Genomic DNA, 16247 nt, shown 5'->3' with positions numbered 1-16247 from the left:
AAAAATGCTTTGATTCAAGATGTGGTAGTGCCTGGATAAATGCCTGTTCTTCTAATAACGTACGCAGTTCAATCATTTCCTCTAAATCCTTTTCTGAGAAGTCAGTGACATACGTACCTTTGCGAGCTTTATTAATTACTAATGATTCATGTTCGAGTATTTTCAAAGCTTCCCTTATCGTACTACGGCTAACATCAAAATCTTCTGCCAAATCACTCTCCAGCAAACGATCACCAAACTCAATCTTTTTCCTCCATATACGTTGTCTAAGTTCTTCTGCAATGATGTGGCTTAATGGTTGCTGCAAAATGGAGTCATTCATGTATATGCGTTTCCCCCTTTTAAAAATGCATTTCTCTCATGTCGATTGTCGACATTCCTTTATTTTCATCATAAAACACATATTTTACCGTGTCAATGCAATTAATATAATATTTCAAATATTTCTATTTATATTGACATTCACCCTATTTATAGCTACGTTTAAAATGAGATGACGGTAATGAAGGGGGAGCTGAATGAAGAAAAAAGTAATTATATATAATCGTCTCGAGCAGCCAGTTGTAGAAGATTTAAAAGAAAGATATGATGTTCATTTTTTCAAAAATATTGATCCAAAAACGAATCAAGACTTTTTTAACCACCTGAAGGAAGCAGAAGGAATAATCGGTTTGTCTTTAGAAGTCGATAAAGAACTATTGGACAAAGCACCACACTTAAAAATTGTTAGCAATAACTCAGTCGGATACAATAATTTGGATATCGAAGAACTGAGTAAACGCAATATTATGGCAACCAATACACCTGGCATTTTAACAGACACGGTAGCTGATACGATTTTTGGATTATTAATTTCTACCGCAAGACGTATGCCTGAGCTGGATCATTGGGTAAAAGCCGGAAACTGGACGGGAATGTTGGAAACAGCGTATTTTGGAACAGATGTCCACCATAAAACATTAGGAATTATTGGAATGGGCAGAATCGGCCAAGCGATCGCTAAACGAGCATTTCATGGTTTTGATATGAATATTTTGTATCACACACGAACAAAAAAGCCTGAAGCTGAACAACAATACAATGCATCCTATTGTTCGATGGTTGAATTGCTGACACAATCGGATTTTGTTTGCTTGATGACACCTTTAACACCAGAAACGGAACAACTCATCGGAAAAAGAGAATTTCAGTTAATGAAAAAATCAGCTATCTTTATCAATGGCTCACGCGGGAAAACAATCGTAGAACAAGATTTAATTGACGCTCTTCAAAACGGGGAAATTGCTGCAGCCGGACTAGATGTATTTGAAAAGGAACCCGTTGAACCTAATAATCCGTTATTAAAGATGAAAAACGTTGTCACATTGCCTCATATTGGCTCATCCACATACGAGACAGAACTTAAGATGTCTCAACTGGCAGCCCGCAATCTGGATGCAGGGTTGAATGGAGACAGACCGCCCAACTTAATAGATTCGAATGTGTGGAAGAAGGACTAAAATAATTAAGAGATTGTTCTACAATACTACTTGTAAAACAATCTCTTTTTTTAGATTACTTAATTTTTTCCAGTTTTTCTGTTCGGTCATCAAACTTCATTACTTTTGCAATCTCTCTATTCAAATGTTGATTCGATGATTTTTTCCCATATTTGGACATGGAAATTTTATACAAAATCATACCTAAACCTGCCCATAATACGATAATCATCCATTCGTAAGGCCAAATAAGAGCTGATGGCATGCCAGGCATATACAGAATAAACACTCCGATGGACATCAATACCGCAATCCATCCAAAGGTCGCACCACCACGAAGACGGAATGGACGGTGCATGTCAGGATTCTTCTTGCGTAAAACAATAAAGGAGATCGCAACCATTAACCAGGCAACAACTAATCCTAACCCTCCAGCATCAACAAGCCATACGAGTGCTGGTCTTCCAAATAAAGGAGCTATCGTGGAAAAAAGTCCAATCAATAGAATCGCTTTATGTGGTGTATGATATTTAGGATGTAGTTCCCCTAGAGTTTTTGGAAGCATACCTGCTTTAGCAAGCGCATAAATAGCACGGCTTCCTCCAACGTAGAATCCAATCCAGCTTGTTAAAATCCCACCTATACCACCAAGCACTAAAATATTCCCCATCATTCGGCTATCTCCAAAGGCTTTGGCCATTGCATCAGCTGTCACTAGAGTAGAATTACTCATTTCCGCAGGCGTTAAAACCCGTGATACACCAAAAATAATTGCTATATACCAAATAACAGCAAGGACGACCGAAACAATGAGTAATTGCCCAATCTTTTTCTGTTTTAGATTAATCTCTTCAGCTGCCTGTGGTATTACATCAAAGCCTACAAACATAAACGGAGTCATAATTACCACTGTTAATAGTCCAGCAATCCCTTTATTAAATAGCGGCTCCATGTTTTGTGCAGTTCCGGTAATCGAACTGCCCGTAATTAACAAAACACCTGCAATCATAATCAATAAGGTTAGGATAAAGGTGATGGAAGAAGTCAGCTTTATCCCGCGATAATTAACCCAAGCAATGAGAATAGATCCTAATATACCGACTCCTGCCCACGTTATCGTAACGTCCCATCCACCTATTGTATATAAATGACCTTGACTATAATTGGGTATTAGATATTCAAAAACAGTCGGAAGTGCAACAGATTCAAATGCCACTACAGAGACATAACCAAGGATTACCGCCCATGTTGTTATAAAAGAAGCTAGTCTTCCCATCGCTTTAAAACTATAGATTAGCTCGCCACCTGCAAGTGGCAGGGCTGAGGTTAATTCTGCGTACGTCAGCCCTACAAACACAACAAGCATGCCTCCAATAGCAAACGCGATAATAGACCCCAATGACCCAGCTTCTGAAATCCATAAACCCGCCGTTACTACCCAGCCCCATCCAATCATTGCCCCAAATGCAAGAGCCAGGACTTCCTTTTTCCCAAGGATTTTCATTAGTTTTTGATTGCTCATACCAGCTTTCTCTCCCCCACAAGGATTCGTTTGTATGAATATATGATTTATATTCTTTTTTTAATCCCAATAAGCTACAGATCTTCTTTGCAGCATATCTCGAAACTGTTGCGTTGATTTTTCCAAAACGCTATCTGTTGCAAAATCTATAAGTACACCATACCGGCGAATTAAGTCTAACTTATCGATTTTTCCGTTTTTATACATCTTATGAACAACATGAACATCTTCGTTTAACCATTTTTGTCGATTCATTCGGATATATTCACGGGTTTCTTTTGTCTCCCTTTCTATTATCTTATATTGATCCAAATCCGCATCCATTTCCTCTATGACAACACCATAATCCTTTTTAGCACGTTCAATGGAAACGTATTCATCAATAACATCTTCTATTACGTCTTCAGGATCACGCTCTAATGGGTCTCCTAATCCTCCACCTCCAGCTGAAGGTCGACTGAAGCTATCTCCTTCTTCTACCTTTAAATTAGAGAAAAATGCTCCTAGAAACTTTTCTTTATCTGTACCCGGATTAAGCCAATTTCCATGTGGATTTGACGGGAGTCCTCCAAAAATTCCCCAAGTAACGGAACGAGAACGATCACAACATACAGACATAACTGTATCTGTAACGTTTGTGAGGGTACCCCCCTTTTCAATTCCGCAACCTCCGCGATATTTTCCTGGTCCTCCGGAATCCGGAATAATTTCGTGTTTTGAGGTAACTACCGGTGTTAGTCTTTCTTGCCCCTCGCACGGCTGTACACTTAACCCTGCACCAAAGACGGGAGACATTGCATTTGCTCCATCACGATCTCTTCTGCCCCCATGTCCTCCAGCCATCCAGTCATACCACATAAAGAAATTATCGTATTTACTTCTGGTATCCCAACCACCTATCAGTAAATATTCCAAATTAAAGGAACAAGCAAGTGCTCTCTCAGGAACAACATGCGACCATAATTCAAAGCAAGCATTCATAATTTTTTCATAAGGCCCGGAACAAAAACCGGAAACAGCTACTGGCCATTTTGCATTAACTACAGTACCTTCTGGTAGATGCGCCTTAATTACTCGATAGAAACCGGAATTAAGCGGGATATCAGGAAAAAATGTTTTGGTTCCAGCATATAACCCCGAAAGAGAGGCTCCAAAAGAAGAATTCAAAAAACATCCTATTGTAGCATGCGTTCCTTCTAGGTTGTAATAAATTTCATCATCCTCAATTGTCATTTTTATGTTAATTGGAATTAACCCATCTCCAATTTCCGGATCCATGTCTAAATAATCTGTTGTTTCCCATGTTCCATTTGGAAGTTCTTTTAATCTAGCTCGTGCTAAACGCTCCACGTAGTCTTGAACTTCGTCAAAAGCTGTTAAAATAGTATCTATACCATACTTATCAATTAATCGATGCAACTCCTTCTCAGATACTTTTGTAGCTTCAGCTTGTGACCGTAAATCACCGAGTCTTTCTTCAGGAACGCGCATGTTAGAAACAAGTAAGTTAGCAACATCCTGCAGGTATTCTCCCTTACTCCAAACTCTTACTGGAGATATACGCATTCCTTCACCGTAATGGTCCTTTGAACTTACATCAAATGATCCAGGCACAGATCCACCCATATCTGCCCAATGCCCATTCGATTGCATAAAGGCAATTAATCTATCATCATGAAATACAGGACGGATAATTCTGACATCATTAAAATGTGTACCACCACGATAAGGGTCATTTATTAAAAAAACATCACCAGGATGAATATCATCACCAAAGTCCTCAATGACTGCTTTAGCAGTTAGATGAAGTGTTCCAACATGGACAGCTATATCCTGCGTCCCTTGCATGATAGTGTTTCCTTCCGCATCACATAAAGCAGAACTAAAATCACGATTATAGATAACAAACGAATAACATGTACGTAAAATCTGTTCTGACATTTGATCCACTAAATTCACAAAGCCATTTTTTAACACCTCAAATGTCACAGGGTCCAATTTATTTTGTATCATTTTCTCCATTACGCTTCACCTCTTTTGGATAAGGAAATAATAATATTTTTATATTCATCTACTTTAGCAGTAAATTCTGGAGGAATAACCACAGTAGAATCTAATTGTTCAACAATTGCAGGTCCGCTTATTATAGAAGAAACGGGTATATCAGGCCGGTTATAAATTGGTGTGCTCGTAAAACCACCGGTCTCTTCAAAATAAACATCTCTATACTCCTTTAACGCTTCAACCAAAGTCCCATGAGGCTTTTCCTTAGGGAGCTGAGGTTTTGGAACGGTGCCAATCGCCTCGATTCTTAAACCATAAATTTCTACCCCTTTTTCGGGATCTGAAAAGGCAAAAGCACGTTTATGTTCTTTGTGAAAACTTGCTAATGCATCTGTCAATGAATGAAGCGGCCTATCTATCGATACAGCTAAAGATCTCCACTGGCCTACGTAGCGCATTTCTATATGTCTGATTAAATTCATGTTTTCAGTTGCAACACCTTCTTTTTCCAACAATTCAATTGCTTGCTTTTCCATATCTTTGAATTTTTCTTCTATATCATTTACTTTAACTTCCGCTACATCCGCTACATATGTCTGCGTGATATCATGTCGAACATCAACTAACAGGCATCCTAATGCTGCTACTCCTGGAAAAGGAGGAATGATAACGTTTGGAATGTTCATTTCTTTTGCTAAATACGCACTATGCAATGCGCCTGCACCACCGAAAGCTACCAAAGCAAAATCCCGAGGATCATAACCTTTTCGAACAGAGATCAGTCTTAGTGCATCACACATATTCGCATTAGCCACTTTTAAAATAGCATTCGCAGCATCGTACTCGTTATAGCCAAATTGATCACAAAGTGGTTGCATTGCTTTTAAAGCAGCTTCTTTATTTAGTGACATTTGTCCGTCTAACAGTTTGTTATTGAGTCTTCCTAAAAGGAAGTTAGCATCGGTATTCGTAGGTTCAACGCCACCGAGTCCATAACAAGCAGGTCCTGGTTCCGCTCCAGCACTTTGAGGACCACTTTTTAGCGATCCGCCTTCATCTGCATAAGCTAAGCTACCTCCTCCAGCACCGATTGTCATAATTTCAATACTAGGAAAACCAATAGGATAACCGTATTCAATGTACCAATCTTTTGTAACCCGTAAGTTTCCTTCATACATTAGAGAAATATCCGTGCTTGTACCACCCATATCCAAACCAATTGCATTTTTAAACCCGCATAATTCTGCTATATGCTTGCTTGCAATTGCTCCTGCAGCAATGCCAGAACTTGCAATACGGGCAGCATAACGCTGAACCATTTCAGATGTCATTACACCTCCACCTGAATGAAGAACTAGAATATCACCATCGTAACCTTTTGTGTTCATTTTAGTTTCTAAGGTATTAATATAATTACTTACCTTTGGACCAAGAACAGCATTAATAATTGTCGTACTCATTCGTTCATGTTCAAATATTTCTGGCAATATCTCACTAGAAGCGCAAATGTACACGTCTGGCAATTCTTCTTTTAAGATTTCCTTCACCTTTATTTCATTTTCACCGCTTACATATGCATTCATAAAACAAATTGCTATCGATTCTACATTTCGTTTCCTTAATTTTTGTGCAAGTTCTTTCACTTCATTTTTATCCACTTCCATTAGGACATTTCCTGAATAATCTATTCTCTCACTTACCTCAAAACGATCCCGTCTTTTTATATATGGGGGTGCTACATCTTTATAAGCATCCCAAAGGTCTAACTTTGTTCCCCTTCGAATTTCAGGTACATCTCGGAACCCTTTTGTAGTAATCAATGCTGTTTTAGGTAACTTTCTTTCAATTAAAGCGTTCGTACCTGCTGTTGTGCCATGTGAAAAAATATCGATTTCTTCACCAGAAACATTTGCTTTGTCAATTCCATTAATAACCCCGATTTCTGGATTGGTAGGTGTCGAAGATGTCTTTGCTACAAGCGTATCCTTTGTTTTTTCATTAAATACAAAAACATCCGTAAAAGTCCCACCAACATCTACTGCTACGCGATATTTGGTCATTATAACTCCTCCAGCTCATTGATTTTTTATTACCCTCACTTGTGTCGTTGCTTCCTCTTTTCTGTATACGCTTTCAACTTTGCTATTTTTTTTACTGTATGTACAATTTTTATTCCTATTTCAGAACAATCCCTCCCACTTTACATTGAGCACATAAAAAAACCAGTTATATTGACCTAATGGGCATATGAATCCCATCGTCCATATAACTGGTTTTCAACCTAAGTTTTGCTCCACTTCGGCAGTGAAGTCAATTAGATTTAACAGTTAAGTAATATTAAATTCATTATATAAGTACAATTTAAAATTGTCAATTATTTCTGTCTCTTAACCCTCATTTAAACAAGCATAACGATATAGAGATTGCTTAGCAGCTCTTGCTGTTTAGCAATCTCTTTTCTCGCTATGCTAATCTTATATTTGGTTTTACATATAAATCGCGAGGAAAATCAGCGAAAACTTCACAGCCATTTTCTGTTACCCGAAAAGATTCGCTTATTTCCATTCCTACATGCCCCAGATCCATCGTTGGTATCATATGAAAAGTCATATTCGGTTCTAGGATTGTTTGATCACCTGAACGAAAGCTTGCCGTATGTTCTCCCCAATCCGGTGGATAATTAAGCCCCATGGAATATCCAATTCGCGATTCTTTTTTGATTCCATGTTTTTCGATTGTTTTCCTCCACACCATTTCTACCTCTTCACAAGTAACTCCCGGTTTGACAACGTCCAAGGCTGCATTAACTCCTTCTACCACAACTTCACCGAGGTTTTGCATTTCTTCACTAGGCATTCCAACTACTGCAGTACGCGCTAAAGGAGAATGATAACGCTTATAACAGCCTGCCAATTCAATAATAACCGGCTCCCCTTGTTTAAAAGTTTCATCAGTCCATGTCAGGTGACAGGCTGATGTCTTTTTCCCTGTTGGTAGTAGCGGTACAATGGATGGGTAGTCGCCACCATATTCTTCTGTTCCGCTAATTTGCGCATAAGATATGCCAGCCACTACATCACATTCTCTAACCCCTTCATTTAGGGTATCAAAGGCGACTTGCATTGCTTTTTCTGAAATCTTTGCAGCTTTTCTAATATATCCAATTTCTCGATCTGATTTCACGATACGGATCCAATTGACTAGGTTTGTTCCGTCTCTAATCGTCGCATTTGGTAAACTTTGAACTAACTTAATATAGCATTTGGCCGTAAAATAATAAGCATCAAGCTCTACCGCTATTATTTTCTTATCTTTCTTTTTATCTTTTAATAAATCGCTCACAAAATCCATTGGATGTCTCAGTGCCGACTGAACATAATGGTCTGCATAGGGATAAATATGATCTTCATCAAGCCAACTCGTATGTCTGGCGGCATTGGCATCCATAGCGCGACCGACCCAGTATGGCTGATCTTCATCTAACATGACGATAACTAATTGGTGAACATAAAAAGACCATGCATCATATCCTGTCAAATAATTCATATTTGCTGGATCTGTAACTATAAGAATATCTATACCCATAGCTGCCATTTTCTTTTTTGTTCGCGTCATTCGCATTTGAAACTCCTCAGTAGGAAATACTGACATTCTCATCCCTTCCCTTCCTACAGAATTTAAATTTGAGTTGGTGGTTGTAACACACCGCGAATTTTCTGTTATCTGGCACGAGTCGTTATATTTATCGCGCGCTGCCCCTATCTGGCTTTGCACGGTTAACTGCAATTAAGGCCGCATTTTTCCATCGTTTCGCATCCTTTTGTACATCCACCTCAATATATTGTAAGCGTCGCACATAAAAGTGTGAATAGTATGAATCTTACTTTATTTATTTTGTCGATTGTCGACATCTTTACGTTTATTTTAAGCATAGTTGATGTTTTTAGAATTGTCAATCATTTGTTTCTAAAAAAAGATGTCCCTTTTTTAAAGAGACATCTTCTTAAATTTATATTGATCTAATGGGGATTAGATACTGGCGCTTTTTATATTTTATCATTATGCATGAAAACAACCACGTTGACGTAATAATTCACGATTTAACTGAGGATTTTTCTCAAAAGCTGCTCTTCCATGTAACCAGAATAGGTTATTCAGGGCAACTAAATCCCCGACCGGAAGCTCTAATTCAATTAAGCTCTCATCAGATTCCATTGATTCGGATAATCCTCTTAAATATTGAGCCTGTTCAATTGTTTCAGGATATACAAATTGATCAATAAAACAGATGCATGGTTTATCATTAAGTTTAAAAAATGTAGCCCTGTTAACTTCTTGATCAACATTTTTACTTTTTGGTGCTTTATATTGAAATTTATAACCGGCTAGTGGATGATTTGCATACTTATCTAATTCTTTCCAGTCATCCAAATGGAGCAAACGCGATTCTCCTCCAACTGCATTTTCTTCATGCATTTTTTGCATAATTAACCAATCGGTTGATTCGTCAACAAATGTCCCATCTGTATGCAAAGTAAAGAGACGGTAAGCCTGACGTAAATACGAATCACTATTATCGGTATGCTTTACCGTAAAGCGTGCATAATACTTATTTGACATTGCATCATGATTAGGTGTACCCAGAATATGTGAAATAGCTGTTGAAAAAATGACATATTCATCTGTGTCCTGTGTGACACCTTCCAAACCTAGGGTAAATCCCCCAGATTCTCTGTCATGGATGATTCCTTTTAAAATAGTTCCAAACGCTTCTCCCAATACATCTAAAAGATAAGAAGCAACAATACGTCTTTCAAGTGGTGTATATTCCAACCTTTCTACAGATTGACCATCCTCGCGTACTTTATTTAAAAAATGGATCAACGCTTCTTTTTCGATTGTAATGTGATACAAGCGACTAGACTGAGGATGAACCTCAACTTTGTACTGATCCGTTTTTGTAACAAATGATGGTGTTGTTTTGCTTTTTGTCAAGTTCATGGACGATTACCCCCTAAAAATTTTAAAATAAAAAGCCAGCTGCAACAATTACCCAGACGTCATGAGTAATTATTTACAACTGGCGTTAAATACCAACTTGCTCTGCTTTTACAGAGTCAAAGTAAATTCGACAGTACTGTATGGAATTTTTACTTGCTATCCGACTATTTATGTTTTTGAATGGTTCATTCATCCGATAAATATGTCATTACTTCTAAAATTTATTATAGCACAAAGTTATAAAAATGCAAACAAATTTCAAAATTTTTTATTATTTTTGTTGAAGATAATGCTGTTCTAAATCTTTTAAGGCTGCTACCAGCGTTTTACTTGCTTTTCCTCGATAATGATTTTGAATACATTCAGACGCCTCGGCAGTACCTTCGTTTAAACTGAAACCTCTTAATAGTTCTCCAATAAAGTTTCTTCCTTGTTCTGTAGCTAACGTACACGATGCTTTTAGGATCACACCATACTTTATATCTACCTCAGCAGTAATACTTAATGTTTCAAACATACTTTTCGCCGCCATACCTTGTGGTAATCTGGCATGACCTGCTATAAATATCGTCTTTGAATTATACATGAACTTCCCCCCTATTAGTCTGCTTTAATAAATGAGAAGGTTCGGGTATCCTTTGTACGATTTCCTTCCCAATTTCAATAGCAGCTGTTGCCGCGGGTGATGGGGCATTACATACATGAATCGTATTTTTTCCCATAATTATGTTAAAGTCATCTACCAAACTACCATCTGAATTTAGCGCTTGTGCTCTAACTCCTGCAGGTGCTCGAACCAAATCTTCTTCTTTGATTTCTGGAATCAGCTGCTGTAAGCTCTTCGTAAATCTCTTTTTGCTGAAGGATCTAGCATATTCTTCCATTCCTTCTTTCATAAACTTATTAGCCAGAATCCAAAAACCCTTGTACTTAAGGACTTCAGCCAGATCCTTCGGGTTAAAATCTGATTTTTTATATCCCTCTCGCTTAAAGCTTAAAACAGCGTTAGGACCTGCGTCTACTTCACCTCCGATCATTCTCGTAAAGTGAACACCTAAGAAAGGAAATTTTGGATTAGGCACCGGATAAATCAAGTTTTTTACTAAATATCTTTTTTCAGGGACAAGCTTATAATACTCACCTCGAAACGGAACAATCTGCATATCTGTTTGATATCCAGAGGCTCGTGCTATGCGGTCACTATGTAAACCTGCACAATTAATGACAGTCCTCGCCTCTATTGTTTCTTTACTTGTCTCCACTTTAACATAATTATTTTCTTCCATTATTTTTTCAACGCTGCTATTTAACTTAATTTCTCCACCATGCTCTTTTATAATTTCAGCAAATTTTTGACTGACCTGCTTATAGTTGACTATTCCAGCTTGTGGCACTCGGATAGCACCTAATCCATTTACATGAGGTTCAATTTCCTTTAATTCCTCCACTCCAATTCGATCTATATCAAGTTGGTTTTCCAATCCTCTTTGATATAAATTATCTAGTAAAGGTAGTTCTTCTTTGGTAGTTGCCACAATTACTTTACCACAAATGTCATGATCCAGACCGTGCTTTTCACAAAATTCCTTCATTGATTTACTTCCTCTTCTAGCAAATGCAGCTTTAAAACTGCCAGGCTTATAATAGATACCAGAATGGATCACTCCACTGTTATGCCCGGTTTGGTGCGATGCAATTTCGCTTTCTTTTTCTAAAACGGCCACTTTAGCATTTGGATATTTTTTATATAAGGACATCCCAGTTGAAAGGCCTACAATCCCTCCACCAACGATTAAAAAATCATACATTGTCTTTTCATCCCCTTATCATTCATCTAATTATTTTTTTGTCTTAACGCTAGTAAAGGTTTATTACTGCGAATTTTCTGCAAGTGTAGGGGAAATAAGCATCATTTCACTTTTTCCTATTCCTACTTTTTTTCATCTGTTTTATCTTTCTTTGAGCCTTTGCAACCGCTGCACAGCTTACAGTTTGATTGTATGAGACACATATTCTTCCCTCCTTCAAGAGTAAATGCCTATCCATACGGAAAACTGGCAATAAAAAAACCCAGTCCTATATTTACAAAATAAATATAGACTGGATTTTGTTCTGCGTCTTTCCAGCGGTCTCTCCAAAGGAATAACAGATTCGGCAGCCTTCTTTTATGAGAAAGAAATGTGTGTGTTTTTTTACCGTTGCCCGAGAAAAGGCTATTTTCCCAGAAAGTAAATTTACTACACGCTATGAATAATGATACACCATTTCAAAAATTCTGTCTACAATGGAATAATTCTATTGCAGCAAACCTTATAAAATTTTGTTTAGAAATTCCTTGGTACGTTCCGATTTTGGCTTTGTAAATATTTGTTCAGGATCTCCTTCTTCTTCGATTATTCCTCCGTCCATAAAGAGAACCCGGTCACCTACTTCGCGTGCAAATCCCATCTCATGGGTAACAACCACCATGGTCATCCCTTCATGTGCAAGTTGTTTCATAACTTCCAGCACTTCACCAACCAGTTCCGGATCCAGGGCTGAAGTAGGTTCATCAAACAACATAATTTTTGGTTCCATGGCTAACGCACGAGCTATTGCTACACGTTGTTTTTGCCCTCCAGATAGTTGTTCCGGATAATTATCTGCTTTTTCACGAATACCAACCTTTTCTAGTAATGCTAATGCTTTTTTTTCTGCATCTTGTTTACTGATTTTACGCACTTTGATTGGAGCAAGCATGACATTCTCCAGGACAGTTTTGTGCGGAAATAAATTAAATTGTTGAAATACCATGCCCACTTCCGTACGTATATCATTAATATTTATACGAGGGTCTCTTAAACGATCACCATCAATCACAATGTCCCCACTTGTCATGGTTTCCAGCATATTTAAACAACGTAGGAATGTACTTTTTCCTGAACCGCTCGCACCGATTACACAAACTACTTCCTGCGGCTGTATATGACAATGAATCCCTTTCAAAACTTCTAGTTCGCCAAACCTTTTACATAATTTTTCAACTTGAATCAATTTACATTCAACCTCCTTTCAACGATTCGTAAAATTAAGGATAAACTTAATGTGATAGCTAAATAAAAGACTGCTACCGTCGTGTATATTTCTACAGCATTAAAATGGTTAGCAGCTATATTTCGACTCTGAAATATTAATTCCGGTACGAGAATAACAGATAATAATGATGTATCTTTTATACTTATAATAAACTGATTACCTAGAGGAGGAATCATACGCTTTAAAGCTTGCGGCCAAATGATATGCCACATTGTCTGTCGCCGGGTCAACCCTAGGGAACGTCCTGCTTCCATTTGACCTTTTTCGATCGATTCGACTGCTCCACGAACAATTTCCGCAATATATGCCCCTGAATTAATAGCAATGACAATAATACCTGCTACTATAGAATCCAGATTAAAATCGATAATCAATGGCAATGCGTAAAAAATCCAAATTGCTTGGATTAGAACTGGACTTCCACGTACGATTTCAATATATATAGTAGAAATAGAATAGGCGAATTTATTTTTCGAAACACGCCCCAATCCAAAAATAGCTCCTAAAAAAAATCCTATTAATAGTCCGACAATAGAGATTAAAAGTGTATAATACAAACCTGTTTTTAACTCTGGTAAAAAATCTAATACCCCAGCCCAATCAAATCTTCCAATCATCCTGTCACCTCTCATACGTGTAAACATAGCTTAATACCAGTCTATCAACCAGCACGCAACTTTTGTTTTCATTGTAAAGTTAAAAAAGGACTATCCCTAGTCCCAATAACAGGCCATGAGACAGTCCTTCGTTGTCATTTATTCTGGTTTTTCACCGAACCATTTTTCGTAGATTTCATCATACTTTCCATTTTCTTTTAATGTTTCTAAAGCCTCATTAACAGCTTTAACCAACTCTTCTTGGTCTTTTGCAAAAGCAATGCCGTAATTTTCAGCCTCGTAAAGATCCCCTACCATTTTCAGGCTGTCTTCACCTTTGGTTTGTATATAGTAGGCAACGTTTGGAGCATCATATAACACAGCATCTACACTGCCATTTTCAACAGCTAAATACGCTTGGTCCAACTGTTCATACTCATTTGCTTCTGCTCCATCAATATTTTCCTTGATATAAGCGGAACTCGTTGACCCAAGGCGGGTAGCTATTGTTTTACCCTCCAAATCCTCTACGCCTTTAATCTCTTCATTGTCATTTTTCACCCCAATACGCAAACCAGATTCATAGTATGGATCACTATAGTCAATGCTTTTCTTTCTTTCTTCCGTAATACCTATTCCTGCAAGGGCAATGTCAAATTGGCCTGTCTGCAGTCCAGGAATAATACCATCAAAGTTAGTAGTTTCTAAGTTAATCTCAAATCCAACTTCATCTGCAATTGCGTTGATTAAATCAATATCGAAGCCGACATATTCCCCGTCCTCTTTAAATTCAAATGGAACAAAGGATGTATCTGTGGCTACTGTATACGAATCTTTCAAACCATTTCCATCAGCATCTGCTGCCTCCTCTTTACCCCCACAGGCTGCAAGTCCAAATAAAAATAAACTAAAAAATAAAATACTCCCCCATGTTTTCCATCTTTTCATTTTCACAAAATTTTCCCCCTTTTTATTACGGATATCTCCAAACGTATTTTTTACTTTACCAAACATTCTATTTTTGTGAAAACATTCAAAAATTGCATATTTCTAAATTTATTAGCGTAACAGACGTTATATGTTATTCTAGTAACAAAAAACGTATAATTGTTAAAGAAAGCTTTTATATACTGACGATTCTGATAATTTATAATGGTTTTCTGCTTTGAATTTAGTAACAGGTACTGAACAATAAGAAGCTAATTCGAGATTAATATTTTGAATAAATCATTTTCTTATGCTCTACTAATAAATATAAAAGTTTTATAAAAGACTTGCGGTGATATGTCAAAAAAATATTAATTAAATATTTGATTATCAAGGTTCAATTTGTTTAAAAAAAGCAACACAAACTAGAACCAGTAATTAATTGTAATTTACTGGAAATTAAATAAAGGGATTTGGAAGCTAATGATGCTTCATCTATTTACGCTCCTTTCGGCGTGTAAATTTGGTTGTTGCGTAGTAGCGCATCAACCAAACGCACAAATTTTCTTGCGGTTAGGGCGAGGGCTCTTTTATGCTGATGTTTCGGTACTTCCTGATACTTTTTCGCGTAATAATCTTTGTATTCGGGAATATGCCTTCTTATCGAGTTGGCGGCTTCAACCAGATAGTATTGATTCCCATTTCGTGTCAGGGAAGTATCCTCAGCCGTGAATCGTCCAGAGTAAATGTATTGCACTTATAGCTTAGATACTGAAGGAAGCGTTGTTTCTCTTGCGTAATTTGGCGCACGAATTGATATCTTGCCCGTGTCAACTGCTGAAGTGCAACGTATTGCTCTTCTTTAACAACGGTCATAGGCATACGACCGAACCGAAGGTAATCGGCGATGACAAAAGCATCAATTTCATCTGTCTTATTCATATCGCTGTTACTCTTTTTGAAGTTGGCAATCTGCTTGGGATTCATGACGTATACTTTAGCGCCCAGTGCCTGTAGATATTCATCATTGTCCAGAAACATGGATGGATGAAAACTGTAAACACTAGTGGACTCTAGCCCGATTCTTAAAACATCCACCGATTGTTCTTTAGCTATGTTAAGAACCTCATCTCGCAGGTGCGTAGCACCTGGCAGGTCATTGGCTACGGTGAAGGAATGAAGCTGATCTCCATCTCCATTCAAAAAACAAACCTTGATATCAAACGAACTCACGTCTAATCCGACAAATAATTTCATGGAATATTGCCTCCTTTCGATTTAGAATCATTGGAACTCGAATTTTGGACGCTCCGGGATATCCCTAGTGTGGACGTCGATCGGCAGCCTCGTCTATAAGTACTATCCTTGATTCAAAAGCGGCCCTGGAGCTACTAACATCTAGGTTTGATGCACAAGGTGCACAGCCTGCGTGTAGGAAGATCAGCACGTACATTACCTGGAACGGATGGCGGCGACTCCTGCGGAAATAGCGTGAGTCTTGAGACCCCGCAGGAAGTGGGTTTCTTCCGAGGAGGCTCAAGCCATGCCCGCGGAAAGCGTCCGCCAGTAGTGAAAGGTAACGTAGTTATCAACAATGAGATTTTTGTAAATTTGTAAGAGTTAATAGGCTGAAAAGAAAAGACA

At 37.9% G+C, this 16247-nt stretch carries 12 protein-coding genes and 2 pseudogenes; 1 reads left to right on the top strand and 13 read right to left on the bottom strand.

Annotated elements, in window-relative coordinates; translation table 11 throughout:
• Positions 1–322 (bottom strand): GntR family transcriptional regulator (locus GZ63_RS0115685; RefSeq protein ID WP_156947756.1); only part of this gene is annotated, 322 nt, incomplete at its 3' end.
• Positions 323–518: 196 nt separating this feature from the next.
• Here GZ63_RS0115685 and GZ63_RS0115680 point away from each other — a divergent pair.
• A complete protein-coding gene (locus tag GZ63_RS0115680) occupies positions 519–1499 on the top strand; it encodes a 2-hydroxyacid dehydrogenase (RefSeq protein WP_029271171.1) in 981 nt (326 codons plus the stop codon).
• Positions 1500–1554: 55 nt separating this feature from the next.
• Here GZ63_RS0115680 and GZ63_RS0115675 read toward each other — a convergent pair whose 3' ends face one another.
• From GZ63_RS0115675 to GZ63_RS16955, 12 genes and pseudogenes are all read right to left on the bottom strand, one after another.
• On the bottom strand, positions 1555–3000 hold the full coding sequence (locus GZ63_RS0115675) for an APC family permease (RefSeq protein ID WP_029271169.1): 1446 nt from the start codon (positions 2998–3000) through the stop codon (positions 1555–1557).
• A gap of 60 nt (positions 3001–3060) precedes the next feature.
• The gene (locus tag GZ63_RS0115670; protein WP_029271167.1) at positions 3061–5022 is read right to left on the bottom strand and encodes a hydantoinase B/oxoprolinase family protein; all 1962 of its coding nucleotides are present in this window, start codon (positions 5020–5022) and stop codon (positions 3061–3063) included.
• A complete protein-coding gene (locus GZ63_RS0115665; protein ID WP_029271165.1) occupies positions 5022–7064 on the bottom strand; it encodes a hydantoinase/oxoprolinase family protein in 2043 nt (680 codons plus the stop codon). Before GZ63_RS0115665 ends, GZ63_RS0115670 begins: the two co-directional genes overlap by 1 nt.
• Positions 7065–7467: 403 nt before the next feature.
• Positions 7468–8655 (bottom strand): M24 family metallopeptidase, encoded by a 1188-nt coding sequence (locus tag GZ63_RS0115660; RefSeq protein WP_029271163.1) that lies wholly within the window; start codon positions 8653–8655, stop codon positions 7468–7470.
• 408 nt (positions 8656–9063) lie between these two features.
• Complete coding sequence (glaH, locus tag GZ63_RS0115655) at positions 9064–10005, bottom strand: glutarate dioxygenase GlaH (RefSeq protein ID WP_029271161.1); 942 nt, start codon at positions 10003–10005, stop codon at positions 9064–9066.
• A gap of 271 nt (positions 10006–10276) precedes the next feature.
• Positions 10277–10591 (bottom strand): DUF3870 domain-containing protein, encoded by a 315-nt coding sequence (locus tag GZ63_RS0115650; protein ID WP_029271159.1) that lies wholly within the window; start codon positions 10589–10591, stop codon positions 10277–10279.
• Positions 10584–11813 carry an L-2-hydroxyglutarate oxidase gene (lhgO, locus tag GZ63_RS0115645; RefSeq protein ID WP_029271157.1) on the bottom strand — a complete coding sequence of 410 codons (1230 nt, stop codon included), beginning with the start codon at positions 11811–11813 and terminating at the stop codon, positions 10584–10586. Before lhgO ends, GZ63_RS0115650 begins: the two co-directional genes overlap by 8 nt.
• A 502-nt stretch (positions 11814–12315) precedes the next feature.
• Positions 12316–13038, bottom strand: coding sequence for an amino acid ABC transporter ATP-binding protein (locus tag GZ63_RS0115635; RefSeq protein ID WP_029271155.1), 723 nt, complete (start codon positions 13036–13038; stop codon positions 12316–12318).
• Positions 13035–13697, bottom strand: a complete 663-nt coding sequence (locus tag GZ63_RS0115630) for an amino acid ABC transporter permease (protein ID WP_029271153.1) — start codon at positions 13695–13697, stop codon at positions 13035–13037. The genes GZ63_RS0115635 and GZ63_RS0115630 overlap by 4 nt, the downstream gene beginning before the upstream one ends.
• A gap of 138 nt (positions 13698–13835) precedes the next feature.
• Positions 13836–14624, bottom strand: coding sequence for a glutamine ABC transporter substrate-binding protein (locus GZ63_RS0115625; protein WP_084179365.1), 789 nt, complete (start codon positions 14622–14624; stop codon positions 13836–13838).
• A 478-nt stretch (positions 14625–15102) separates the two neighbouring features.
• Positions 15103–15345 (bottom strand): annotated as a pseudogene (locus GZ63_RS18955) (IS110 family transposase); the annotation flags it as partial.
• Positions 15345–15860, bottom strand: a pseudogene (locus tag GZ63_RS16955) (IS110 family transposase); the annotation flags it as partial. The pseudogenes GZ63_RS18955 and GZ63_RS16955, both read right to left, overlap by 1 nt.
• Positions 15861–16247 lie beyond the last annotated feature (387 nt).

The sequence above is a fragment of the Virgibacillus alimentarius genome (genome assembly GCF_000709085.1).
GTDB classification, from domain to species: Bacteria; Bacillota; Bacilli; order Bacillales; family Amphibacillaceae; genus Virgibacillus_B; species Virgibacillus_B alimentarius.
This window is presented reverse-complemented; position numbering and strand designations above follow the sequence as displayed.

Coding starts and splice junctions, on each gene's coding strand:
- GZ63_RS0115680 (WP_029271171.1), top strand. CDS start 519: ATGAAGAAAAAAGTAATTATATATAATCGTCTCGAGCAGCCAGTTGTA.
- GZ63_RS0115675 (WP_029271169.1), bottom strand. CDS start 3,000: ATGAGCAATCAAAAACTAATGAAAATCCTTGGGAAAAAGGAAGTCCTG.
- GZ63_RS0115670 (WP_029271167.1), bottom strand. CDS start 5,022: ATGGAGAAAATGATACAAAATAAATTGGACCCTGTGACATTTGAGGTG.
- GZ63_RS0115665 (WP_029271165.1), bottom strand. CDS start 7,064: ATGACCAAATATCGCGTAGCAGTAGATGTTGGTGGGACTTTTACGGAT.
- GZ63_RS0115660 (WP_029271163.1), bottom strand. CDS start 8,655: ATGTCAGTATTTCCTACTGAGGAGTTTCAAATGCGAATGACGCGAACA.
- glaH (WP_029271161.1), bottom strand. CDS start 10,005: ATGAACTTGACAAAAAGCAAAACAACACCATCATTTGTTACAAAAACG.
- GZ63_RS0115650 (WP_029271159.1), bottom strand. CDS start 10,591: ATGTATAATTCAAAGACGATATTTATAGCAGGTCATGCCAGATTACCA.
- lhgO (WP_029271157.1), bottom strand. CDS start 11,813: ATGTATGATTTTTTAATCGTTGGTGGAGGGATTGTAGGCCTTTCAACT.
- GZ63_RS0115630 (WP_029271153.1), bottom strand. CDS start 13,697: ATGATTGGAAGATTTGATTGGGCTGGGGTATTAGATTTTTTACCAGAG.
- GZ63_RS0115625 (WP_084179365.1), bottom strand. CDS start 14,624: ATGAAAAGATGGAAAACATGGGGGAGTATTTTATTTTTTAGTTTATTT.